Source organism: Kitasatospora sp. NPDC048540 (assembly GCF_040651175.1).
Classification (GTDB): Bacteria; Actinomycetota; Actinomycetes; order Streptomycetales; family Streptomycetaceae; genus Kitasatospora.
Map to the genome: position 1 here is coordinate 63,509 of NZ_JBEZIR010000024.1, position 22,873 is coordinate 86,381.

Annotated in this window: 17 protein-coding genes; 8 read left to right on the forward strand and 9 right to left on the reverse strand. The window is 73.3% G+C overall.

Annotated elements, in window-relative coordinates; genetic code table 11:
* Window positions 1-12 precede the first annotated feature (12 nt).
* Complete coding sequence (gene lepA, locus AB0D08_RS12705) at window positions 13-1,881, forward strand: translation elongation factor 4 (RefSeq protein WP_033820961.1); 1,869 nt, start codon at window positions 13-15, stop codon at window positions 1,879-1,881.
* Window positions 1,882-1,978: 97 nt separating this feature from the next.
* Here the strand turns inward: lepA and AB0D08_RS12710 are convergent, their stop codons facing one another.
* From AB0D08_RS12710 to AB0D08_RS12725, 4 genes are all read right to left on the reverse strand, one after another.
* A complete protein-coding gene (locus AB0D08_RS12710) occupies window positions 1,979-2,587 on the reverse strand; it encodes a hypothetical protein (RefSeq protein WP_359888290.1) in 609 nt (202 codons plus the stop codon).
* 68 nt (window positions 2,588-2,655) lie between these two features.
* On the reverse strand, window positions 2,656-3,726 hold the full coding sequence (locus AB0D08_RS12715) for an FAD-dependent oxidoreductase (protein ID WP_359888293.1): 1,071 nt from the start codon (window positions 3,724-3,726) through the stop codon (window positions 2,656-2,658).
* 103 nt (window positions 3,727-3,829) lie between these two features.
* A complete protein-coding gene (sigJ, locus tag AB0D08_RS12720) occupies window positions 3,830-4,798 on the reverse strand; it encodes an RNA polymerase sigma factor SigJ (protein ID WP_359888296.1) in 969 nt (322 codons plus the stop codon).
* A gap of 31 nt (window positions 4,799-4,829) precedes the next feature.
* Window positions 4,830-5,369: a MarR family transcriptional regulator gene (locus AB0D08_RS12725; protein WP_359888299.1), complete on the reverse strand. Its 540-nt coding sequence runs from the start codon at window positions 5,367-5,369 to the stop codon at window positions 4,830-4,832.
* Between the two features lie 86 nt (window positions 5,370-5,455).
* Here AB0D08_RS12725 and AB0D08_RS12730 point away from each other — a divergent pair, with 86 nt between their 5' ends.
* Window positions 5,456-6,385, forward strand: a complete 930-nt coding sequence (locus AB0D08_RS12730; protein ID WP_359888300.1) for an EamA family transporter — start codon at window positions 5,456-5,458, stop codon at window positions 6,383-6,385.
* Here AB0D08_RS12730 and AB0D08_RS12735 read toward each other — a convergent pair.
* The gene (locus AB0D08_RS12735; protein ID WP_359888312.1) at window positions 6,361-8,259 is read right to left on the reverse strand and encodes an ABC transporter ATP-binding protein; all 1,899 of its coding nucleotides are present in this window, start codon (window positions 8,257-8,259) and stop codon (window positions 6,361-6,363) included. The two genes, AB0D08_RS12730 and AB0D08_RS12735, sit on opposite strands and share 25 nt — an antisense overlap.
* 107 nt (window positions 8,260-8,366) lie before the next feature.
* Window positions 8,367-10,100, reverse strand: coding sequence for an ABC transporter ATP-binding protein (locus AB0D08_RS12740; protein WP_033820956.1), 1,734 nt, complete (start codon window positions 10,098-10,100; stop codon window positions 8,367-8,369).
* Window positions 10,101-10,382: 282 nt separating this feature from the next.
* Between AB0D08_RS12740 and AB0D08_RS12745 the strand changes: the two genes are divergently transcribed.
* On the forward strand, window positions 10,383-12,281 hold the full coding sequence (locus AB0D08_RS12745; RefSeq protein WP_033820955.1) for an AMP-dependent synthetase/ligase: 1,899 nt from the start codon (window positions 10,383-10,385) through the stop codon (window positions 12,279-12,281).
* Window positions 12,282-12,359: 78 nt separating this feature from the next.
* Window positions 12,360-13,589, forward strand: coding sequence for a radical SAM family heme chaperone HemW (hemW, locus tag AB0D08_RS12750; protein ID WP_033820954.1), 1,230 nt, complete (start codon window positions 12,360-12,362; stop codon window positions 13,587-13,589).
* 14 nt (window positions 13,590-13,603) lie between these two features.
* Here hemW and AB0D08_RS12755 read toward each other — a convergent pair whose 3' ends face one another.
* The 3 genes from AB0D08_RS12755 to htpX all read right to left on the reverse strand — a co-directional run bounded on the left by AB0D08_RS12755 (window position 13,604) and on the right by htpX (window position 16,016).
* A complete protein-coding gene (locus AB0D08_RS12755) occupies window positions 13,604-14,434 on the reverse strand; it encodes a DUF3097 domain-containing protein (protein WP_359888304.1) in 831 nt (276 codons plus the stop codon).
* Between the two features lie 63 nt (window positions 14,435-14,497).
* The gene (locus AB0D08_RS12760; protein ID WP_033820819.1) at window positions 14,498-15,082 is read right to left on the reverse strand and encodes a hypothetical protein; all 585 of its coding nucleotides are present in this window, start codon (window positions 15,080-15,082) and stop codon (window positions 14,498-14,500) included.
* A gap of 13 nt (window positions 15,083-15,095) precedes the next feature.
* Window positions 15,096-16,016, reverse strand: coding sequence for a zinc metalloprotease HtpX (gene htpX / locus AB0D08_RS12765; RefSeq protein ID WP_033820818.1), 921 nt, complete (start codon window positions 16,014-16,016; stop codon window positions 15,096-15,098).
* A 231-nt stretch (window positions 16,017-16,247) separates the two neighbouring features.
* Between htpX and hrcA the strand changes: the two genes are divergently transcribed.
* The 4 genes from hrcA (at window position 16,248) to AB0D08_RS12785 (ending at window position 22,773) form a co-directional block, all read left to right on the forward strand.
* Window positions 16,248-17,327: a heat-inducible transcriptional repressor HrcA gene (gene hrcA / locus AB0D08_RS12770; RefSeq protein ID WP_082526573.1), complete on the forward strand. Its 1,080-nt coding sequence runs from the start codon at window positions 16,248-16,250 to the stop codon at window positions 17,325-17,327.
* 71 nt (window positions 17,328-17,398) lie between these two features.
* Entirely contained in the window at window positions 17,399-18,538 is a 1,140-nt protein-coding gene (dnaJ, locus tag AB0D08_RS12775) for a molecular chaperone DnaJ (RefSeq protein WP_033820817.1), read from the forward strand.
* Window positions 18,539-18,693: 155 nt separating this feature from the next.
* Window positions 18,694-19,443, forward strand: a complete 750-nt coding sequence (locus tag AB0D08_RS12780; RefSeq protein WP_033820816.1) for a 16S rRNA (uracil(1498)-N(3))-methyltransferase — start codon at window positions 18,694-18,696, stop codon at window positions 19,441-19,443.
* An 81-nt stretch (window positions 19,444-19,524) separates the two neighbouring features.
* Entirely contained in the window at window positions 19,525-22,773 is a 3,249-nt protein-coding gene (locus AB0D08_RS12785; RefSeq protein WP_359888308.1) for a PDZ domain-containing protein, read from the forward strand.
* Window positions 22,774-22,873: the final 100 nt, after the last annotated feature.

Below are 22,873 nucleotides of genomic sequence, written 5' to 3' on the forward strand. Positions count from 1 at the left end.
AATCGGACCAAGGTGCCCGCGACCCCCAGCAACGTGCCAGAGCCCAGCCGGACCGACCCGGCGGTGATCCGCAACTTCTGCATCATCGCCCACATCGACCACGGCAAGTCCACGCTCGCCGACCGGATGCTGCAGATCACCGGTGTGGTCGACCCCCGGCAGATGCGCGCCCAGTACCTCGACCGGATGGACATCGAGCGTGAGCGCGGTATCACCATCAAGTCGCAGGCGGTCCGCCTTCCGTGGGCCCCCCGGGCCGGCGAGAACGCCGGCACCACGCACATCCTGAACATGATCGACACCCCCGGCCACGTGGACTTCACGTACGAGGTGTCCCGCTCCCTCGCGGCCTGCGAGGGCACCATCCTGGTGGTCGACGCGGCCCAGGGCATCGAGGCGCAGACCCTCGCCAACCTGTACCTGGCGCTGGAGAACGACCTCACGATCATCCCGGTCCTCAACAAGATCGACCTGCCGGCCGCCCAGCCCGAGAAGTACGCCGCCGAGCTGGCGCACATCATCGGCTGCGACCCCGAGGACGTGCTCAAGGTCAGCGCCAAGACCGGTCTCGGCGTCGAGGACCTGCTCGACCACGTGGTCGACCGGATCCCGGCCCCGGTCGGCGTCAAGGACGCCCCGGCCCGCGCGATGATCTTCGACTCGGTCTACGACTCCTACCGCGGCGTGGTCACCTACGTGCGTGTGGTCGACGGCCAGCTCACCAAGCGTGAGCGGATCGCGATGATGTCCACCGGCGCCACCCACGAGCTGCTGGAGATCGGCGTCATCTCGCCGGAGCCCAAGGTCGCCGACGGCCTCGGGGTCGGCGAGGTCGGCTACATCATCACCGGTGTGAAGGACGTCCGGCAGTCCAAGGTCGGTGACACCATCACCTCGATGCACAAGGGTGCGACCGAGGCGCTGGGCGGCTACAAGGACCCGCGCCCGATGGTGTTCTCCGGCCTGTACCCGCTGGACGGCAGCGACTACCCGCTGCTGCGCGACGCCCTCGACAAGCTGCGCCTGAACGACGCCGCGCTGGTCTACGAGCCGGAGACCTCGGTCGCGCTCGGCTTCGGCTACCGCTGCGGCTTCCTCGGCCTGCTGCACCTGGAGATCATCCGGGAGCGGCTGGAGCGCGAGTTCAACCTCGACCTGATCTCCACCGCCCCGAACGTGATCTACCGGGTGGTGATGGAGGACGGCTCCGAGCACACCGTCACCAACCCCAGCGAGTTCCCGACCGGCAAGATCGCCGAGGTGTACGAGCCGGTCGTGCGCGGCACCATCCTGGCCCCGAACGAGTTCGTCGGCGCCATCATGGAGCTCTGCCAGGCCCGCCGCGGCAACCTGCAGGGCATGGACTACCTCTCCGAGGACCGGGTGGAGCTGCGCTACACGCTGCCGCTCGCGGAGATCGTCTTCGACTTCTTCGACCAGCTGAAGTCCAAGACCCGCGGCTACGGCTCCTTCGACTACGAGCCGATCGGCGAGCAGAGCGCCAGCCTGGTGAAGGTCGACATCCTGCTGCACGGCGACGCGGTGGACGCGTTCTCCGCGATCGTGCACAAGGACAAGGCCTACAACTACGGCGTGATGATGGCCGGAAAGCTCCAGAAGCTGATCCCGCGCCAGCAGTTCGAGGTGCCGATCCAGGCGGCCATCGGCTCCCGGGTGATCGCCCGTGAGACGGTCCGCGCGATCCGCAAGGACGTCCTCGCCAAGTGCTACGGCGGTGACATCTCGCGTAAGCGCAAGCTGCTGGAGAAGCAGAAGGAGGGCAAGAAGCGGATGAAGATGGTCGGCCGCGTGGAGGTCCCGCAGGAGGCCTTCATCGCCGCGCTGTCCACCGACGCGGACGCCCCGAAGGAGAAGAAGTAGCACCAGGGCCCCGACCGGCCCCGACGCAGGCCGCCACCCGTGACCGACGGGCGGCGGCCTGCGCCGTCCACCGGCCGGGGCCGGCGCCCGGGACCGCTCAGCGCCGGCTGGGGAAGCCCGGTGCGACGGTGATCACCGCGCCGGGGGCGTACCGGCCGACGGTGGCCAGCAGGGTGTCGGTGTCCAGCGGCCAGCCGTTCACGGCCCGGCTGGCGGAGACCAGTTCGGCGTCGACGCCGGTCAGGTCCTCGACCGCCGACCGGCCCAGCGGGCCGGTCGGTGTCCCGGGCAGCCGGGCCGCGCCGGGCACCCGGTGCACCCCGACGTACGGCATGCTGCTCCCGTACGGCAGCGGCTGGAGCCACAGCCGCAGGCCGCGGACCTCGGACCAGGGCACCAGCGTGGTGGTGGCCGCATAGCGCAGCGGGGTTCCGCCGAGCAGGATCCCGTCGGCGTCCACCCGCAGGGCGACCTTGCGGCTGCCGCAGATGTAGGCCATCACCAGGGCGCCGCCGCCGAACAGGAGCAGCCCGCAGATCCGCAGGACGGCGCCGAGCGGGCCGGTGCCGAAGACGTCGGCCAGCAGCAGGACGGTCACGAACAGCAGGCACGTCAGGAGCACGCCGACGGTGCGGGCGCTCCAGCCGAAGCGGGACTCGTAGACCTCTTCGCCGACCTCTTCATTGACATCTTCGTTGATCGTCACGGGCTGGATTGTGTCAGTGCGGTGCGCGGTCGGGGAAGATCCCCGTGCGCCGCAGGGGCGTCCGCCGGTCAGCGCAGCGCCAGTACCACGCCGTTGACGATGGCCGCCTTGGTCAGCCGGGCGAGGGTGCCGCGGACGGCGGTGGGCCGCATCGAGTCGTCCCGGTGGATCAGCTGGACCAGGGCCTCGCGCCGTCCGAGGCTGAGGCACTGCAGGCCGTACCGGAAGGCGAACGGCGCCGAGGTCCGGCCGGCCAGCCGCTTGCCCAGGTAGAGGCCCATCGGCTGGGCGGTGGCGCAGCCCATGCGGAGGGTGCCGGTGCCGGGGACGGTGACCTCGGCGGCGTCGCCGATCACGTACACCTCGGGGTGCGAGACCGAGCGCAGGTACTCGTCGACCCTGGCCCGGCCGTCCGGGGTGACCGCGAGTCCGGCGGTGGCCGCCAGCGGGTGCGGTTCCATCGAGGCGGCCCAGGCGACCAGGTCGGCGTCGAGGGTCCCGGTGTCGGTGCGCAGTCCGTGCGCGGTGACGGCGGTGACGGGGGAGTGCTCGTGCACCTGGACGCCGAGCCGGCCGAGGACCCGCAGGACGTGCGCCCGGCCCTTGGCGGAGAACCAGCCGCCGACCTGGCCGGCGGCGACGATCCTGACCTGCCAGGCGGGGTGCGCCTCGGCCAGTTCGGCGGCGAGTTCGATGCCGGTGGCGCCGCCGCCGACCACGGCGACGGTGCCGGGCGTGGGTGCCTCGGCGATCCGGCGGCGGATCTCGGCGGCCCGTTCGGCGGTGAGCGCGTGCTCGGCGACGCCGGGGACGCCCTGCCGGTCGGTGCGGCTGCCGAGCGCGTACACCAGGGTGTCGTAGGACAGGGCCTCGCCGTTGTCCAGGAAGACCTTGCGGGCGGTGAGGTCCAGTTCGGTGACCCGGGCGGGGACGTGGGTCACCTGCCGGCCGCGGATCACCCGTGCGATGTCGGGCCGGTGCTCGGGGCGCCCGGCGGCCTGCTCGTGCTGGCGCACCCGGTGCCGGAAGCGGGTCTCGGGGGCGACCAGGGTGACCCGGTGGCGGCGGCCCGCCCGGGTGGCCGCGCTGAGCCCGGCGTAGCCGGCGCCGATCACCACGATGTGCTGCTGCCCGGTCATGGTGTCCTCCTCCTTCGGTGCGCGGTGGTCCGCGCGTTCGGGAAGGGGACGACGCAGCCGGTCCGGGTGTGACAGTGACCCGCGTCACACCGGGCGCCGCCGGTCAGGCCAGGTGGGTGAGCTTCTCCGGGTTGACCACGACGTACGCGTCGGTGATCCGGCCGTCGCGGACGGTGAACGCGATGACGCCGCCGACCCGGCCGGGCGCCTCGAAGAACACCATCCCCGGTTCGCCGTTGACCTGGGCGAAGCCGAAGGAGGAGGTCGAGCCGGGGACGAAGACCCGGCGGAGCAGGCCGAGCACCAGGCGGGCGACCTTGTCGGCGCCGTACACCGGCCGGGCGCCGGCGCTGACGATGCCGCCGCCGTCGGAGTGCCAGACCACGTCGGGGTCGAGCACGGCGAGCAGGCCCTGGAGGTCGCCGCCGGTGGTCGCGGCGGCGAAGGCGTGCACGGCCTGCCGGTGTTCGGCCGGGTCGATCCGGCCGCGCCGGCTGCCGTCGCGGACCCGGCGGCGGGCCCGGGAGGCGAGCTGCCGGGTGGCGTCGGGGGTCCGGTCGAGGGAGGCGGCGATCTCGGTGAAGTCCACCGCGAAGACGTCGTGCAGTACGAAGGCGGTGCGTTCGGCGGGGGTGAGCTGCTCCATCACGGCCAGCATCGCCAGCGACACCGACTCGCCGAGCTCGGCCCGGCGGGCGGGTGAGTCCTCGTCGTCGACCAGCGGTTCCGGCAGCCACTCGCCGTAGTAGGCCTCCCGGCGGGCGCGGGCGGAGCCGAGCTGGTCGTAGCAGAGCCGGGTGACCACCGTGCTGAGGTAGGCGCGCGGGTCGGCGACCCGGCTCCGGTCGGCGGCCCGCCAGCGCAGCCAGGCCTCCTGGAGGACGTCCTCGGCGTCGGTCAGCGAGCCGAGCAGCCGGTAGGCGACGGCGCCGAGGTACCGGCGGTTGGCCTCGAACGCGTCCTCGGACGGGTCCTCGAACGCGTCCTGGACGGCGCCCTCGGCGGTGTCCGCCGTGGTGGGCGCGTCCGCTCCGGTGGCTGCGGCGGCCGTGGCCGATCCCTCGTCACTCACCCGCCCACGGTAGCGCGGTGGGGCCGGCCGGTCAGCCCTCGGCCGCCGCCATCAGGGTGCGCAGCAGCCGGTTCAGCTGCTCGGCGTCCCGTTCGCCGAGGGAGGCCATGACGTGCTGCTGGACGGTCATCCCGGCGGCCGCGGCGCCGTCGACGGTGTCCAGTCCGGCCGGGGTGAGGGTGACCTTGAGGCCGCGCCGGTCGTTCGGGTCGGGGGAGCGGGTGAGCAGGCCGGCCCGTTCCAGCTTGTCGAGGCGGCCGGTCATGCCGCCGGTGGTGAGCATCAGGGTGGCGGTCAGCTCGCGCGGCGAGAGGGTGTACGGATCGCCGGCCCGCCGCAGGGTCGCGAGCACGTCGAACTCGCCGCGGCCGATCCCGTACGGGGCGTAGGCCTGTTCCGCGCGCTCGCCCATGGCCCTGGCGATCCGGTAGATCCGGCCGAACGCGGCCATCGCCTCGGTCTGCGGGGTGAGGTCGGGGCGTTCGCGGCGCCACTGGGCGGCGATGGCGTCGACCGGGTCGGCCGGGTCGGCCGGGTCCGGCTGTGCGGGGTCGGTGGTGGTGCGGTCCATGCGGCCAGTCTGGCACAGAGCCTTTGCGGCAAGCTGCTTAGCACAAAGCGGCTTGCAACTGATTGGCTTAGTGCTAAGTTACTTTCATGCTTTCTTCCTCGCGCACCCTGCTGCTCACCGCGCTGGCCCCGCTCGCCTGGGGCTCCACCTACGCCGTCACCGCCGAGTTCCTGCCGCCCGACCGCCCGCTGCTGGCCGCCACCCTGCGGGCGCTGCCCGCCGGGCTGGTGCTGCTGGCGGCCACCCGGGTCCTGCCCCTCGGCCACTGGTGGTGGCGGGCCGCCGTGCTCGGGGCGCTCAACATCGGGATCTTCTTCGCGCTGCTGTTCATCGCGGCCTACCGGCTGCCCGGCGGCGTGGCCGCGGTGCTCGGCGCCGTGCAGCCGCTGCTGGCCGCCGGCCTCGCCGTCCCGCTGCTCGGCGAGCGGGTCGGCCGCCGGTCCCTGCTGGCGGGCCTGGCGGGGGTGGTCGGGGTGGCCCTGGTGGTGCTCAGGGCCACCGCCCGGCTGGACGCCCTCGGCATCCTGGCCGGCCTGGCCGGCGCCGCCTGCATGGCCACCGGCACCGTGCTGACCAAGCGCTGGGGGCGGCCGGAGGGCGTCGGCCCGCTGGCCATGACGGGCTGGCAACTGGCCGCCGGCGGGCTGCTGCTGCTCCCGGTCGCGCTGCTGGTGGAGGGCGCCCCGCCGGCGCTCACCGCGGCCAACCTCGCCGGGTACGCCTACCTGGCCATCGCCAACACCGCGCTCGCGTACTGGATCTGGTTCGCCGGCGTGGGCCGGCTGCCCGCAGCCTCGGTCGCCCTGCTCGGGCTGCTCAGCCCGGTCTCGGCCGCGGTGCTCGGGTGGGCCGCGCTCGGTCAGGCCCTGACGGTGGTCCAACTGCTCGGGATGGGCATCGCGCTGGGCTCGACCGTGCTCGGCCAGCCCCGGGCCCGGACGAGCCGGGGGGAGGCCGACACCGCCGGCCTCCCCCCGGTCGCACCGCGGTCTCAGTCGACCTCGGCCACCGCCTGAGCGAACTGCGCCTGGTAGAGCCGGTGGTACGCGCCCTGGGCGTCGATCAGCTCCTCGTGCGAGCCCTGCTCGACGATCGACCCGTTCTCCATCACCAGGATCACGTCGGCGTCCCGGATGGTGGAGAGCCGGTGGGCGATCACGAAGCTGGTCCGGCCGGTGCGCAGCCGGGCCATCGCCCGCTGGATGAGCACCTCGGTACGGGTGTCGACCGAGCTGGTGGCCTCGTCCAGGACCAGGATGCTGGGCTGGGCGAGGAACGCCCGGGCGATGGTGATCAGCTGCTTCTCGCCCGCGCTGACACCGGTGCCCTCGTCGTCGATGACCGTGTCGTAGCCGTCCGGCAGGGTCCGCACGAAGCGGTCCACGTGGGCCGCCCTGGCCGCCTCGATCACCTGCTCGCGGGTGGCGCCCTCGGCGCCGTACGCGATGTTGTCGGCGATCGAGCCGCCGAACAGCCAGGTGTCCTGGAGCACCATGCCGATGCCGGAGCGCAGCTCCTCGCGGGCCATCGCGCCGATGTCCACGCCGTCCAGGGTGATCCGGCCGCCGCTCACCTCGTAGAACCGCATCAGCAGGTTGACCAGGGTGGTCTTGCCGGCGCCGGTCGGGCCGACGATGGCCACCGTGTGGCCGGGCTCGACCTTCAGCGACAGGCTCTCGATCAGCGGCTTGTCGGTGTCGTAGCGGAACGACACGTCCTCGAAGGAGACCCGGCCGTGCAGCGCCGCCGGGCGCTGCGGCACGGCGGGCTCGGGGGTCTGCTCGGGTGCGTCGAGCAGCTCGAAGACCCGCTCGGCGGAGGCAACCCCGGACTGCACCAGGTTGGCCATCGAGGCGACCTGGGTGAGCGGCTGGCTGAACTGCCGGGAGTACTGGATGAAGGCCTGCACGTCGCCGATGGACAGCGCGCCGCTGGCCACCCGCAGCCCGCCGACCACCGCCACCAGCACGTAGTTGAGGTTGCCGATCAGCATCATCGCGGGCTGGATGATCCCGGAGATGAACTGGGCCTTGAAGGCGGACTCGTAGAGCGCCTCGTTCTCGGTGCGGAAGATCTCCGCGGCCTCCTGCTGGCGGCCGAAGACCTTGACCACCGCGTGGCCGGTGTACATCTCCTCGATGTGCGCGTTCAGCTTGCCGGTGGTGCGCCACTGGGCGACGAACTGCGGCTGGGCCCGCTTGCCGACCCGGGTGGCGACCACCACCGACAGCGGCACCGAGACCAGCGCGATCAGCGCCAGCAGCCAGGAGATCCAGAACATCATCGCCAGCACGCCGACGATGGTCAGCAGCGAGTTCACCACCTGGCCCATGGTCTGCTGCATGGACTGGCCGATGTTGTCGATGTCGTTGGTGACCCGGCTGAGCACCTCGCCGCGCGGCTGCCGGTCGAAGTAGCTGAGCGGCAGCCGGGAGATCTTCTCCTCGACGTCCTTGCGCAGCCGGTACACCGCCCGGTTGATCGCCAGCGCGGCCAGCCGGCCCTGGAAGATGCCGAAGACGGTCGCGGCCAGGTAGATGCCGAGCACCCAGAGCAGCACGGTACCGATCGCGCCGAAGTCCATGCCCTGGCCGGGGGTGAAGTCCACCGAGCCGACCAGGTGGGCCAGCTTGTCGCCGCCCCTCTGCTGGGCCAGCTCCACGGCCTGCGCCTTCGTGGTGCCGGGCGCGTACTGCCCGCCGACCACCCCGGCGACGATCAGGTCGGTGGCGTGGCCGAGGATCTTCGGCCCGACCACGGCGGCGCCGATGCTCAGGGTGCCGAGCGCCAGTACCCCGGTGATCAGGTTGCGTTCGGGCCGCAGCCGGCCGAGCAGCCGCTTGCCGGAGTTCTTGAAGTCCAGCGACTTCTCCGCGCCCTGGGCGCCCATGAACCGGCCCGGTCCGGCCGGCCCGCGCCGCGCGGCGGCCTCCTGGGAGCCGCCCGGCTTCGGGGCCTCGGCGCCCGGGGCCCCGCCCGGGGCCTGCTTCGCGGTGGTCACGCCGCCTCCTGCTCGGTGAGCTGGGAGAGCACGATCTCCCGGTACGTCGGGTTGTCCGCCATGAGCTCCTGGTGGGTGCCGCTGCCCACCACCGCGCCCTCGTCCAGGACGACGATCAGGTCGGCGTCGCGGATGGTGGAGACCCGCTGGGCGACGATCACCACGGCGGCGTCCGCGGTCTCCTCGGCGAGCGCGGCGCGCAGCCGGGCGTCGGTGGCGTAGTCGAGCGCCGAGAAGGAGTCGTCGAAGAGGTAGATCTCCGGCTTGCTGACCAGGGCCCGGGCGATGGCGAGCCGCTGGCGCTGGCCGCCGGAGACGTTGGAGCCGCCCTGGGAGACCGGGGCGTCCAGGCCTTCGGGGAGGAGTTCGACGAAGTCCCTGGCCTGGGCGGTCTCCAGGGCCTGCCAGAGTTCGTCGTCGGTGGCGTCGGGGCGGCCGTAGCGCAGGTTGGAGGCGATGGTGCCGGAGAACAGGTAGGGCTTCTGCGGGACCAGGCCGATCACGTCGGCCAGCCGGTCGGGCGCGATCTCGCGCACGTCGACGCCGTTGACCAGGACCTCGCCGCCGGTGGCGTCGAACAGCCGGGGGACGAGACCGATCAGGGTGGACTTGCCGCTGCCGGTCGAGCCGATCACGGCGGTGGTCCGGCCGGGCCGGGCGGTGAGGTCGATGCCGCGCAGCACGGGGGCCTCGGCACCCGGGTAGCGGAAGTCGACCCCGCGCAGCTCCAGCAGGCCGCGGGCGCGCAGTTCGGTGACCGGGGAGGCGGGCGGGACGACGCTGGAGTCGGTGTCCAGCACCTCCTCGATCCGCTCGGCGCAGACCTCGGCGCGCGGCACCATCATGAACATGAAGGTGGCCATCATGACGCTCATCAGGATCTGCATCAGGTAGGACAGGAACGCGGTGAGCGCGCCGATCTGCATGCCGCCGCTGGCGATCCGGTGCGCGCCGAACCAGAGCACGGCGATGCTGGAGACGTTGACCACGCCCATCACGGTGGGGAACATCAGCGCCAGCAGCCGGCCCACCCGCAGCGAGTACCCGGCCAGGTCCTCGCTGGCGGTGTCGAAGCGCTGCTTCTCGTGCCCGTCCTTGACGAAGGCCCGGATCACCCGGATGCCGGTGATCTGCTCGCGCAGGATCCGGTTGACGGTGTCGATCCGTCCCTGCATGCCGCGGAACTGCGGCCGCAGCCGCCGGATCAGCAGCAGCACGACCGCGCCGAGCGCCGGCACCACGGCCAGCAGCAGGCCGGACAGCGGCACGTCCTGGTTGAGCGCCATCACGATGCCGCCGACGCACATGATCGGCGCGGCCACCATCAGGGTGAACGCCAGCAGGGTCACCATCTGGACCTGCTGGACGTCGTTGGTGGTGCGGGTGATCAGCGACGGCGCGCCGAACCGGCCGAGCTCGCGGGCGGAGAAGCTCTGCACCCGGTCGAAGACCGAGGCCCGGATGTCCCGGCCGACCGCCATCGCGGTCCGCGCCGCGTAGTACACCGCGGCGATCGAGCAGACCGCCTGGGCCAGCGAGACGCCGATCATGACGCCGCCGACCTGCAGGATGTAGCCGGTGTCGCCCTTGATCACGCCGTTGTCGATGATGTCGGCGTTGAGCGTGGGCAGGTACAGCATGCCGATGGTGGAGATCAGTTGGAGGAGCACGAGTAGGAGGATGGGTCGGGAGTAGGGCCTCAGGTGGGCCCGGAGAAGTCTGATGAGCACCGTGACACTCTCGTCGTCGCCGGGATGCCGCGCATCCCCGTTTTCTCAATCCGTACCGCTCGGGTCCGGCCTCTTCGCTGCCGAACCTGCGGGCTTGTACAGTCCTTTGCACTGCCGGTCCGCGGGGGTGCCACCCTCCGTGACCCCCTTACGGAACGGCTCCGTACCCCCTAGGCTGCTGATTGCCGTCTTGTTACTCGCTGGTTAATAAGTCGGCCGATACGGCTGCCCCCACATCCGCCGTCTCCATCACCTTGGCCACCCGCCCCCCGGAGGTCCCCGTTGAGCAGTGTGCAGTCCATGATCGAGCGGCGTCCGCCCTCCGTGGCACACCTCTTCCTCAGCAGGGTAGAGGCCACTCCCGACCATGAGGCGTACCGGTACCCCGCACCGGTGGACGAGCACGCGGCCGACGGCGCCCCCGGCGCCGAGCAGTGGCGCTCGCTCACCTGGGCGCAGGCCGCGGTACGGGTCAGGTCGGTCGCGGCCGGTCTGCTCGCGCTGGGCATCGGCGCGGAGGACCGGGTCGCCATCGCGTCCGCCACCAGGATCGAGTGGATCATCGCGGACCTCGGCAACATGTGCGCCGGCGCCGCGACCACCACGGTCTACCCCAGCACCAACGCCGACGAGTCGGCCTTCATCCTCGCCAACGCCGGCTGCCGCGCGGTGTTCGCCGAGAACGAGGCCCAGCTCGCCAAGGTGGTCGCCGAGCGGGACAACCTCCCCGAGCTCGACCACGTCGTCCTGTTCGACGCCCCGGCCGGCCCGGTCGAGGCGGCCGGCCTGAACGTGATCACGCTGGCCGAGCTCGAGGAGCGCGGCGCCGCGTACCTGGCCGAGCACCCGGACGCGGTGGACAAGGCCGTCGACGCGATCGACAAGGAGCAGCTCGCCACCCTGATCTACACCTCCGGCACCACCGGCCGCCCCAAGGGCGTGCGCCTGGTGCACGACTGCTGGGCGTACGAGGGCGTGGCCCAGCAGGAGAGCGGGCTGCTGCGCGCCGAGGACGTCCAGTTCATGTGGCTGCCGCTGTCCCACGTGTTCGGCAAGACCCTGATCTCGGGCCAGATCGCCACCGGCCACGTGATGGCGGTGGACGGCCGGGTGGACCGGATCATCCACAACCTGCCGGTGATCAGGCCGACCCTGATGGCCTCCGCGCCCCGGATCTTCGAGAAGGTCTACAACGGAATAGCGGGCAAGGCCAGGGCCGAGGGCGGCGCCAAGTACAAGATCTTCCTGTGGGCCGCCGGGGTGGCCCGCGAGTACGCCCGCACCACCCAGGCCAACCGGATCGCCACCGGCCGCGACAGCGCGCCGCTCGGGCTGCGGCTGCAGCACGCCCTCGCGGACAAGCTGGTGTACACCAAGATCCGGGCGGCGTTCGGCGGACAGCTGCGCGGCTCGGTCTCCGGCAGCGCGGCGCTCGCCCCCGAGATCGGCTACTTCTTCGCCGGCGCCGGCGTGCCGGTGCTGGAGGGCTACGGGCTGACCGAGACCTCGGCCGGCTCGACCGTCAACCGCGCCGAGGACGTCCGGGTCGGCACGGTCGGCACCCCGCTGCCCGGCACCGAGGTGCGGATCGCCGAGGACGGCGAGATCCTGCTGCGCGGCCCCGGCGTGATGCGCGGCTACCACAACCTGCCCGAGCAGACCGCGGAGGTGCTGGAGCCGGACGGCTGGTTCCACACCGGCGACATCGGCGAGCTCGCCGCGGACGGCTTCCTGCGGATCACCGACCGCAAGAAGGACATGTTCAAGACCTCCGGCGGCAAGTACGTGGCGCCCAGCGAGGTCGAGGGCAAGTTCAAGGCGATCTGCCCGTTCGTCAGCAACGTCCTGGTGATCGGCAACGGCCGCAACTTCTGCACCGCGCTGATCGGCCTGGACGAGGCGGTGATCATGCCGTGGGCGGCCGAGCACGGCCTGGCCGGCAAGTCGTACGCCGAGGTGGCGGCCGACCCGCAGGTGCACACCCTGATCGAGGGCTTCGTGCAGCGGCTCAACGGCGAGCTCCAGCGCTGGCAGACGATCAAGAAGTTCACGCTGCTGCCGCGTGACCTGGACGTCGAGCACGGTGAGCTGACCCCGAGCCTGAAGATCAAGCGCCCGGTGGTGGAGAAGACCTACGCCGACGCCGTCTCCGGGATGTACGCCGGCACCGTCGAGGCCTGACCCCGCGCCCGCACCACCTGTCCCGCCCGCACCACCTGTCCCGCACGGTCCACCCGGGCCGTGCGGGACAATGGGTCAATGCCCTCCGCACTCCCCGACGGCGTTCCCGTGCCGTCCGACGGTTCCCTGCCCGCCCACGCCCTGGCCGGGCTGGGCGAGCGCCCGTTCGGTTTCTACGTGCACGTGCCGTACTGCGCCACCCGCTGCGGCTACTGCGACTTCAACACCTACACCGCCACCGAGCTGCGCTCGGCCGGCACGGTCGCCTCGCAGGAGACCTACGCCGACAACCTGGTGGCCGAGGTGCGCCTGGCCCGCCGGGTGCTCGGCGACACCGAGCTGCCGGTGCGCACCGTCTTCCTGGGCGGCGGCACCCCCACCCTGCTCCCCGCCCGCGACCTGGTGGCCATGCTGGGCGCGATCAGGGACGAGTTCGGGCTGGCCCCGGACGCCGAGGTGACCACCGAGGCCAACCCCGAGTCGGTCGACCCCGGCTACCTCGCCGAACTGCGCGAGGGAGGCTTCAACCGAATCTCCTTCGGCATGCAGAGCGCCCGCCCGCACGTACTGCAGCTGCTCGACCGCCACCACACCCCGGGGCGGCCCGAGGCCTGCGTCCAGGAGGCCAGGGCGGCCGGCTTCGACCACGTCAACCTGGACCTGATCTACGGCACCCCCGGCGAGTCCGACGACGACTGGCGGGCCTCCCTGGACGCCGCCATCGGCGCCGGACCCGACCACGTCTCCGCCTACTCGCTGATCGTCGAGGACGGCACCAAGCTGGCCGCCCGGGTCAAGCGCGGCGAACTCCCGATGATCGACGACGACGTGCACGCCGACCGCTACCTGATCGCCGAGGAGGCGCTCGCCGCGGCGGGCTTCGGCTGGTACGAGGTCTCCAACTGGGCCACCACCGAGGCCGGCCGCTGCAAGCACAACGAGCTGTACTGGACCGGCGGCGACTGGTGGGGCGCCGGCCCCGGCGCGCACAGCCACGTCGGCGGAGTGCGCTGGTGGAACGCCAAGCACCCCGCCGCGTACGCCCAGGCGCTCGCCGAGGGGCGCACCCCGGCGCTCGGCCGGGAACTGCTGGCGGGCGAGGACCGCCGGGTCGAGCGGATCCTGCTCGAGCTGCGCCTGGTCGACGGCTGCCCGCTCACCCTGCTCACCGCGGACGGCCTGCGGGCCGCCGAACGGGCGCTCGCCGACGGCCTGCTCGACCCGGCGGCGTTCGCCGACGGCCGGGCCGCCCTCACCCTGCGCGGCCGGCTGCTGGCCGACGGCGTGGTGCGCGACCTGGTGGACTGAACCGGGCCCGCGGCTCAGTCCTCCGCGAGGGTCACGAAGTCGATCAGCTCCTCGACCCGGCCCAGCAGCGCCGGGTCCAGATCGCGGTAGCTGCGCACCGAGCCCAGGATCCGCTTCCAGGCGGCCGGGGTGTCGGCCGGCCAGCCCAGGCGGCGGCAGACGCCCTCCTTCCAGGACTCCCCGCGCGGCACCCGCGGCCAGGCCGCGATGCCCACCGAGGAGGGCTTCACGGCCTCCCAGACGTCGATGTACGGGTGGCCGACCACCAGTACCCGGTCGCCGGTCACCCTGGCGGCGATCCGGTGCTCCTTGGTGCCCGGCAGCAGGTGGTCGACCAGCACCCCGAGCCGGCGCCCCGGGCCGGGCCCGAAGGCGTCGACGATCGCCGGCAGGTCGTCGATCCCCTCCAGGTACTCCACCACCACGCCCTCGATCCGCAGGTCGTCGCCCCAGACCCGCTCCACCAGCTCGGCGTCGTGCCGCCCCTCGACGTAGATCCGCGACTCCCGTGCCACCCGGGCCCGCGCGCCGGGCACCGCCAGCGACCCGGAGGCCGTCACGGCCGGACCGCGCGCGGGCGCCGCGGCGGCCGGCCGCACCAGGGTCACCACCCGGCCCTCCAGCAGGAACCCGCGCGGGGTCAGCGGGAACACCCGGTGCCTGCCGAAGCGGTCCTCCAGGGTGACGGTCACCCCCTCGGCGGTCTTCTCGCACCGCACCACGGCCCCGCAGAACCCGGTCACGGCCTCTTCGACCACCAGGTCACGCTCGGCCGCCACCTCGGGGGCGGGCTGCTGCCGCTTCCACGGCGGGGTCAGGTCCGGGCCGTACTGCCTGCTGCGCATGCCGGGACTATACGGAACCCGACGCACCGTCACCCGCCCCGACCCGCCCCCGCGGCCGCCGCCTCAGAGCCCGGGCGCACCCCAGACCGGGAACCAGCGGCTCAGGTCCTGCTCCAGCCGCAGGTCGTTGCCGAGCATCGCCTTCACCTGCAGCTCCAGCGGGCTGTTGCGCTTCTCCCCGCCCCCCGGCACCGGTGCGAACGGGTAGAAGGACCCGCGCTTGTACAGGTAGACCAGCGCCAGCGGCTGCCCCGCCGCGTTGCGGAAGCCGACCAGCGAGCAGAGCAGCTGCGGGCCGAAGCCGTTGCCCTCCAGCTCGCTGTTGACCGCGTGCAGGTCGTTGACCAGGTCCGGCAGCTCCTCGGCGGTGTGCCGGGCGAGCAGCCAGGAGTACCCGTAGGCGTCCTGCGAGGCCTCCACCGGCACCCCGCCGTTCGGGGTGTCGGCGTCCAGCAGCGCCCGGACCTGCCGCTCGACCTCGGCGAAGGCGCCGCCCTCCACCGCCGCGAAACAGACCGAGCCCAGCCCGGTCGGGCGGAAACCGGCGGCCGCCTCCAGGGTCAGCGCCGCCGAGGGCACCCCGAAGAGCTGGTCCAGGTCCGGCCGGACCGGCTTGGTCCGGCCGAACAGTGCGTCCAGGAATCCCACGTCCAGCTCCTCGTCACCGGCCGAGTTCGGCCGAGATCTTCGCCAGCTGCGCCAGCCGCTGCTCCAGCGACGGATGGGTGGACAGCAGCTGGGTGGCGGCCTCCCGGGCGCTCAGCGCCGGGGCGAAGTAGAAGGCGTTGTACGGCTGCGCCTGGCGCAGGTCCTTGGTCGGGATGGCGGCGATCTGCCCGGTCACCTTGGTCAGCGCGGAGGCCAGCGCGCTCGGCCGGCCGGTCAGCTGGGCGGCGGCCCGGTCGGCGGCCAGCTCCCGGTAGCGCGAGAGCAGGCGGGTGAGCAGGAAGCTGATCGCGTACACCACGATGCTGACCAGCGGGATGATGATCGCCGCGATGGCCGCGGTGCTGTCGTTGCTGTTGCGGTTGCCGCCCAGGAACCCGCCGTACAGGGCGATCCTGGTCATCGCGCCGGCCAGCACCCCGAGGAAGCCGGCGATGGTCATCACCGCCACGTCCCGGTGGGCGACGTGCGAGAGCTCGTGGGCGAGCACGCCCTCGAGCTCCTCGGGCTCCAGCCGGCGCAGCAGCCCGGTGGTGACGCAGACCACGGCCTTCTCGGGCTTGCGGCCGGTGGCGAAGGCGTTCGGCATGTCGTTGACGGCGACCGCGACCCGGGGCTTTGGCATGTCGGCCAGCGCGCAGAGCCGGTCGATGGTGCCGTGCAGCTGCGGGTACTGCTCGGGGGTGACCTCGTGGGCGCCCATCGCCCGCTCGGTGATCTTGTCGCTGAACCAGAACTGCGCCACGAACAGGCCGCCGGAGATCAGGACGATCAGCGGCCAGGCCCCGCGCAGCAGTGCGATCAGCAGCCCGGTGAACCCCACGTAGACCAGGCCGATCAGGAACATCGTGGTGACCATCCGGCCGGTCAGCCCCCGGTCGGGGGCGAACCGGGAGTGCTGTCCCGAAGTCGACATCGCCGCTCCCTCGCTCGTCGCGCTCGCCTCCGATGCTCCCACTCGCGGCCGCCCCGGGCACCATGCGCCACGGGTGCCGTCCGGCGATGCGGGCAGGATCACCTGGGCGGCCCGTTCCTGCCGTCGGACCCGGGCCTTACACTGGCTGGTAAGGTCCTGGCACTCTGCCTGCCGGAGTGCCAGATATCGGACACTCAACAGCTCAACGGACGAAGACGGAGGTGCGTGCCCATGGTCGACGAGCCCCGTTCCTTCGAGCCGTCCCGCGCGGTGGAGCCCCGCCCCGCCGCCCGCCCGCTGGACGACCGCAGGCTGGCCGTGCTGCGGGCGATCGTCCAGGACTACGTGGGCACCGAGGAGCCGGTCGGCTCCAAGGCCCTGGTCGAGCGGCACAGTCTCGGGGTCTCCCCGGCGACCGTGCGCAACGACATGGCAGCGCTGGAGGAGGAGGGCTTCATCCAGCAGCCCCACACCAGCGCCGGCCGGATCCCCACCGACAAGGGCTACCGGCTCTTCGTCGACCGGCTGGCCGAGGTCAAGCCGATGACCAGCCCCGAGCGCCGGGCGATCCGGCACTTCCTCGAGGGCGCGGTCGACCTGGACGACGTGGTGGCCCGCACGGTGCGGCTGCTCGCGCAGCTCACCCGGCAGGTCGCGGTGGTCCAGTACCCGTCGCTGACCCGTTCCACGGTCCGCCACATCGAGCTGGTCCAGCTGACGCCGGCCAAGGTGATGCTGGTCCTGATCACCAACACCGGCCGGGTCGAGCAGCGGATGGTCGACTGCCCGGGCCCGGTCGGCGACACCGTGCTGGCGGACCTGCGGGCCCGGCTGAACGGGCAGGCCGGCGGCCGCCCGCTGCCCGAGGTGCCGACGGCACTGGAGGAGCTCCCGGCCGCGTTCGAGCCGGCCGACCGGCCGACCGTCACCGCGGTGCTGGCCACCCTGTTCGAGACGCTGGCCGAGCAGAACGAGGAGCGGATCATGCTGGCGGGCACCGCCAACCTGACCCGCTTCGGACACGACTTCCCGCTGACCATCCAGCCGGTGCTGGAGGCCCTCGAGGAGCAGGTGGTCCTGCTCCGCCTGCTGGGTGAGACGGCGGACGCCACGATGACGGTCCGGATCGGCCACGAGAACGCCTACGAGGGGCTCAATTCCACCTCGGTGGTCTCGGTCGGTTACGGTTCGGGCGACCAGAGCGTGGCGAAGCTCGGGGTGATCGGTCCGACCAGGATGGATTACCCGGGCACAATGGGGGCGGTGCGAGCGGTGGCACGGTACGTGGGCCAGATCCTGGCCGAGTCGTAGGACACACGCGCCGCAGGCCGGCGCGCAGCAGTCGCAAGCACTTCTAGAGGCGGAACAAACCGGAGCATTTGGTGGCCACGGACTACTACGCGGTACTCGGCGTCCGACGTGACGCGGGTCAGGACGAGATCAAGAAGGCGTTCCGGCGCCTCGCGCGCGAACTGCACCCGGACGTCAACCCGGACCCCAAGACGCAGGAGCGGTTCAAGGAGATCAACGCCGCCTACGAGGTGCTCTCCGACCCCTCCAAGCGGCAGGTCTACGACCTCGGCGGCGACCCGCTGTCGCCGAACGGCGGCGGTGGCGGCGCGGGCGGCTTCGGCGCGGCCGGATTCGGCTTCTCCGACATCATGGACGCCTTCTTCGGCGCCGCCGGCGGCCAGCGCGGACCGCGCTCGCGCACCCGGCGCGGCCAGGACGCCATGATCCGGCTGGAGATCACCCTGGAGGAGGCCGCGTTCGGCACCACCAAGGAACTCCAGGTCGACACGGCCGTCACCTGCACCACCTGCGCGGGCGAGGGCGCGGCCCCCGGCACCTCCGCGCAGACCTGTGACATGTGCCGAGGCAAGGGCGAGGTCTCCCAGGTCACCCGGTCCTTCCTGGGCCAGGTCATGACCTCCCGCCCCTGCCCGCAGTGCCAGGGCTTCGGCACCGTGGTGCCGACCCCCTGCCCCGAGTGCGCCGGCGACGGCCGGGTCCGCGCCCGCCGCACCCTCACCGTCAAGATCCCCGCCGGTGTCGACAACGGCACCCGCATCCAGCTGGCCGGCGAGGGCGAGGTCGGCCCCGGCGGCGGCCCGGCCGGCGACCTCTACGTCGAGATCGCCGAGACCAGCCACCCGACCTTCCAGCGCCGCGGCGACGACCTGCACTGCACGGTCACCATCCCGATGACGGCCGCCTCGCTCGGCACCCAGGTGCCGCTGCAGACCCTGGACGGGCTGGAGGAGGTCGACATCCGGCCCGGCACCCAGTCCGGCCAGTCGATCCCGCTGCACGGCCGGGGCATCACGCACCTGCGCGGCGGCGGCCGCGGCGACCTGATAGTGCATGTCGAGGTGCAGACGCCCACCAAGCTCGACCCCGAGCAGGAGGAGCTGCTGCGCCGGCTCGCGGTGCTGCGCGGCGAGGAGCGGCCGGCCGGCCACTTCGCGCCGGGCCAGCAGGGGCTGTTCTCCCGCCTGAAGGACGCCTTCAACGGCCGCTGAGCCGCCGAGGCGCCCGGGCGCCGACCCTCGCGACACCCCGCAGGCCCGGACGGGCCGGCGGGGTGTCGCGCGCTCCGGCGCCCCTGTCTTCCGCCCTTCCCGTTCCCGCCCGGCCCAGGCCGGCCCCCCGTCCCGCCCCACCGGAGGTTCGTCCCATGACCGCGCCCGTGTTCGTCGTCGAGACCGCCCGGCTGGCCGCGGCCGGGCCCGGATCGGTGGTACGGCTGGACGGGCCGGAGGGCCGCCACGCGGCGGCGGTGAAGCGGCTGACGGCGGGGGAGGCGCTCACCCTGACGGACGGCCTCGGCCTGGGGCTGGACGGCGCCGTGGCGGCCGTGCTGGGCAAGGACGCGCTGGACGTCACGGTGACGGCGGTGCGCCGGGAGCCGGAGCCGGGCCCGCGGATCGTGGTGGTGCAGGCGCTGCCCAAGGGCGACCGCGGCGAGCTGGCGGTGGAGACCATGACCGAGGTCGGCGTCGACGTGGTGATCCCGTGGGCGGCCTCCCGCTGCATCACCCAGTGGAAGGGCGAGCGCGGCGCCAAGGCGCTCGCCAAGTGGCGGGCCACCGCCCGGGAGGCGGGCAAGCAGTCCCGCCGGCTGCGCTTCCCCGAGGTGACCGATCAGCTGACCACCCGTCAGCTGGTGCCGCTGCTGGAACGGGCCGCGCTCGCCGCCGTCCTGCACGAGGAGGGCGCCGAGCCGCTGGCCACCGCCGCGCTCCCGGCGGCCGGGGACATCGTGCTGGTGGTCGGTCCCGAGGGCGGGGTCTCCCCGGAGGAGCTGGCGGCGTTCGCGCAGGCCGGTGCCCGCCCGCACCGGCTCGGCGGCTCGGTGCTGCGGACCTCCACCGCGGGGGTGGCGGCCGGGGCGCTGCTGCTCGGCCGGACCGGCCGCTGGGGCTGAGTCCGCGGCCCGCCGGAGCGCGGGGTTCGCCCTCGAAGAAACCCTTGGCCGCCCCGCCGGGCCCTGCCTAGGGTGACTGCTGTGACCGAACCAGAGAGCACCTCCACGGGCGCCTACCTGCGCCACCCGCACCTGCACGGCGACCTCGTCACCTTCGTCGCCGACGACGACATCTGGCTGGCCCCGGTCGACGGCGGCCGGGCCTGGCGGCTGACCGCCGATCAGGTCCCGGTCAGCCGGCCCCGGTTCTCGCCCGACGGCCGGCTGGTCGCCTTCGCCTCCACCCGCGACGGCGCGCCGGAGATCCACGTAGCCCCGGTCGACGGCGGCCCGGCGCGCCGGCTCACCCACTGGGGCAGCCCGTTCACCGCGCTGCGCGGCTGGACCGCCGACGGCCGGCCGGTCGCGACCACCACCGCCGGGCAGGCCACCATCCGCCGGTCCTGGGCGTTCGCGCTGGAGCTGGACGGCGGCGAGCCCACCCGGCTGCCGTACGGGCCGATCGGCGGGCTCGCGTTCGAGCCCGGGGGCGAGCGGGCGCTGCTGCTCTCCGCGATCAGCCGCGAGCCGGGCTGGTGGAAGCGCTACCGCGGCGGCACCGCGGGGAAACTCTGGATCGGCGCGCAGGAGTTCGAGCGGCTGCACCAGGAGCTGGACGGCAACATCGAGTCCCCGATGTGGGTGGGGGAGCGGGTCGCCTTCCTCTCCGACCACGAGGGCAGCGGGCAGCTGTACTCCAGCCTGCCGGACGGCTCGGACCTGCGCCGGCACACCGACGGCCCGTTCTACGCCCGCAACGCGAGCACCGACGGCACCCGGGTGGTCTGGCACAGCGCCGGCGACCTGTGGCTGCTGGACGGTCTGGACGGCGCCCGGCCGCGCCGCCTGGACGTCCGTCCGGCCGGCCCGCGGACCGGCCGCCAGCCCCACCCGACCCCGGCCGCCGGGCAGTTGGAGACCGTCGCGCCGGACCGCACCGGCCGGGCCAGCGCCGTGGTGGTCCGCGGCAGCGTGCACTGGCTGACCCACCGTGAGGGGCCGGCCCGGGTGCTGGACCAGACCCCGGGGGCGCGGGCCCGGCTGGCCCGGGTGGTGCCGGGCACGGACGGCGGGCAGGGTGCGGTCTGGGTGACCGACGCCGGGGGCGAGGACGCCGTCGAGTACGCCCCGGACGTGCTGGGCGCCGAGCGGCGCCGGCTCGCCGCCGGGCAGCTCGGCCGGGTGCTCGACCTGGCGGTCTCGCCGGACGGCGGGCAGCTGGCGGTGGCCTCGCACGACGGCCGGCTGCTGCTCGTCCCGCTCGACGGCGGCGCCGTGCACGAGCTGCTGCGCAGCGCGGACGGCGAGGTCAGCGGCCTGGTGTTCAGTCCGGACTCGGGCTGGCTGGCGTGGTCCCAGCCGGTGCTGGGCCCGTGGGGGCTGCGCCAGATCATGCTGGCCGACCTGGCCACCCGTACGGTCTCCGAGGCCACCCCGCAGCGGTTCGCCGACTACTCGCCGGCCTTCACCGCGGACGGCCGGCACCTGGCCTTCCTGTCGGTGCGCAACTTCGACCCGGTGTACGACTCCCACGTGTTCGACCTGTCGTTCCCGACCGGCGCCCGGCCGTACCTGCTGACGCTGGCGGCCGACACGCCGTCACCGTTCGGACCGCAGCGGGCCGGGCGGCCGGCCGGTGGCGAGCCGGAGGAGGCGAAGGGCGGCAAGGACGCCAAGGACGCCAAGGACGGCGCCGCGGCGGCCAAGGAGGACGGCGAGCAGGCACCCCCGGTCACCCGGGTGGACCTGGACGGCCTCGGCGACCGGATCATCCCGTTCCCGGTGGCGGGCGGCCAGTTCGGCGGCCTGCACGCCACCAAGGAGGGCGTGCTGTGGACGCGGGTCCCGCTGCTGGGCGAGCTGGGCGACATCGCCGCCTCGCTGGAGGACGGCCACCCGCGCCCGGCCCTGGAGCGCTTCGACTTCACCCGGCGCAAGGCCGAGGAGCTGGTCTCCGAGGTGGACGGGTACGCCGTCAGCGGTGACGGCACCAGGCTCGTGGTGCTGGACGAGGGCCGCCTGCGGGTGCTGCCGGCGGAGTCCAAGGCCGGTGAGGACGACGACCTGGAGGTGGACCTCGCCCGGGTGCGGGTCACCGTCGACCCGGCCGCCGAGTGGCGGCAGATGTTCGACGAGAACGGCCGCCTGATGCGGGACAACTTCTGGCGGGCCGACATGAACGGCGTGGACTGGGCCGGGGTGCTGGAGCGCTACCGCCCGCTGCTCGACAAGGTCGGCACCCACGACGAGCTGGTCGACCTGCTCTGGGAGACGGTCGGCGAACTCGGCACCTCGCACGCCTACGTCCGGGCCCCCGGCCGGGGTACCGAGGAGGCCCGCCGGCAGGGGCTGCTCGGTGCCGACCTGGTCCGCGACGGCGACGTCTGGCGGATCGCCCGGATCCTGCCCGGCGAGTCCTCGGACCCGCGGGCCCGCTCGCCGCTGGCCGCGCCCGGCGCGGCCGTCCGCCCGGGTGACGCGATCCTCGCGGTCAACGGCCGCCCGGTCGACCCGGTGACCGGGCCGGCGCCGCTGCTGGCCGGGACCGCCGGCCAGCCGGTGGAGCTGACCGTCACCGGCAAGGACGGCACCGGCGAGCGCCACCCGGTGGTGGTGCCGCTGGCCGACGAGGAGGCGCTGCGCTACCACGACTGGGTGGCCGGCCGGCGGGCCGAGACCCGGGAGCTGTCCGGCGGCCGGCTCGGCTACCTGCACGTCCCGGACATGGCCAGCCCCGGCTGGGCCCAGCTCCACCGCGACCTGCGGGTGGAGATGGCCAAGCAGGGCGTGGTGGTCGACCTGCGGGAGAACCGCGGCGGCCACACCTCGCAGCTGATCATCGAGAAGCTCAACCGCCGGATCATCGGCTGGGCCCCGGCCCGGGACGTGGCCAACCCGACCTCGTACCCGGAGGACGCGCCGCGCGGCCCGGTGGTGGCGCTGGCCGACGAGTTCTCCGGCTCGGACGGCGACATCGTCAACGCGGCCATCCAGGCGCTCGGCATCGGCCCGGTGGTCGGCATGCGCACCTGGGGCGGTGTGATCGGCATCGACAGCAAGTACGCGCTGGTGGACGGCACCGGCGTGACCCAGCCCAAGTACGCCTTCTGGCTGGAGGGTTACGGCTGGGGTGTGGAGAACCACGGCGTCGACCCGGACGTCGAGGTGCCGATCGCCCCGCACCAGTGGGCGGCCGGGGTCGACCCGCAGCTCGCCGAAGGGGTGCGGATCGCCCTGGCGGCGCTGGCCGAGGCGCCGGCCAAGACGCCGCCGCCGCTGCCGGAGCTCTGAGCGCGGGGGCGGGCGGCCACCGGGCCGCCCGCCCCGACGGCGGCCCATCCGGGCCTGCGCCGCCCGCTCGGCCAGCTGGATCGGCCGGTGCAGCTCGTGC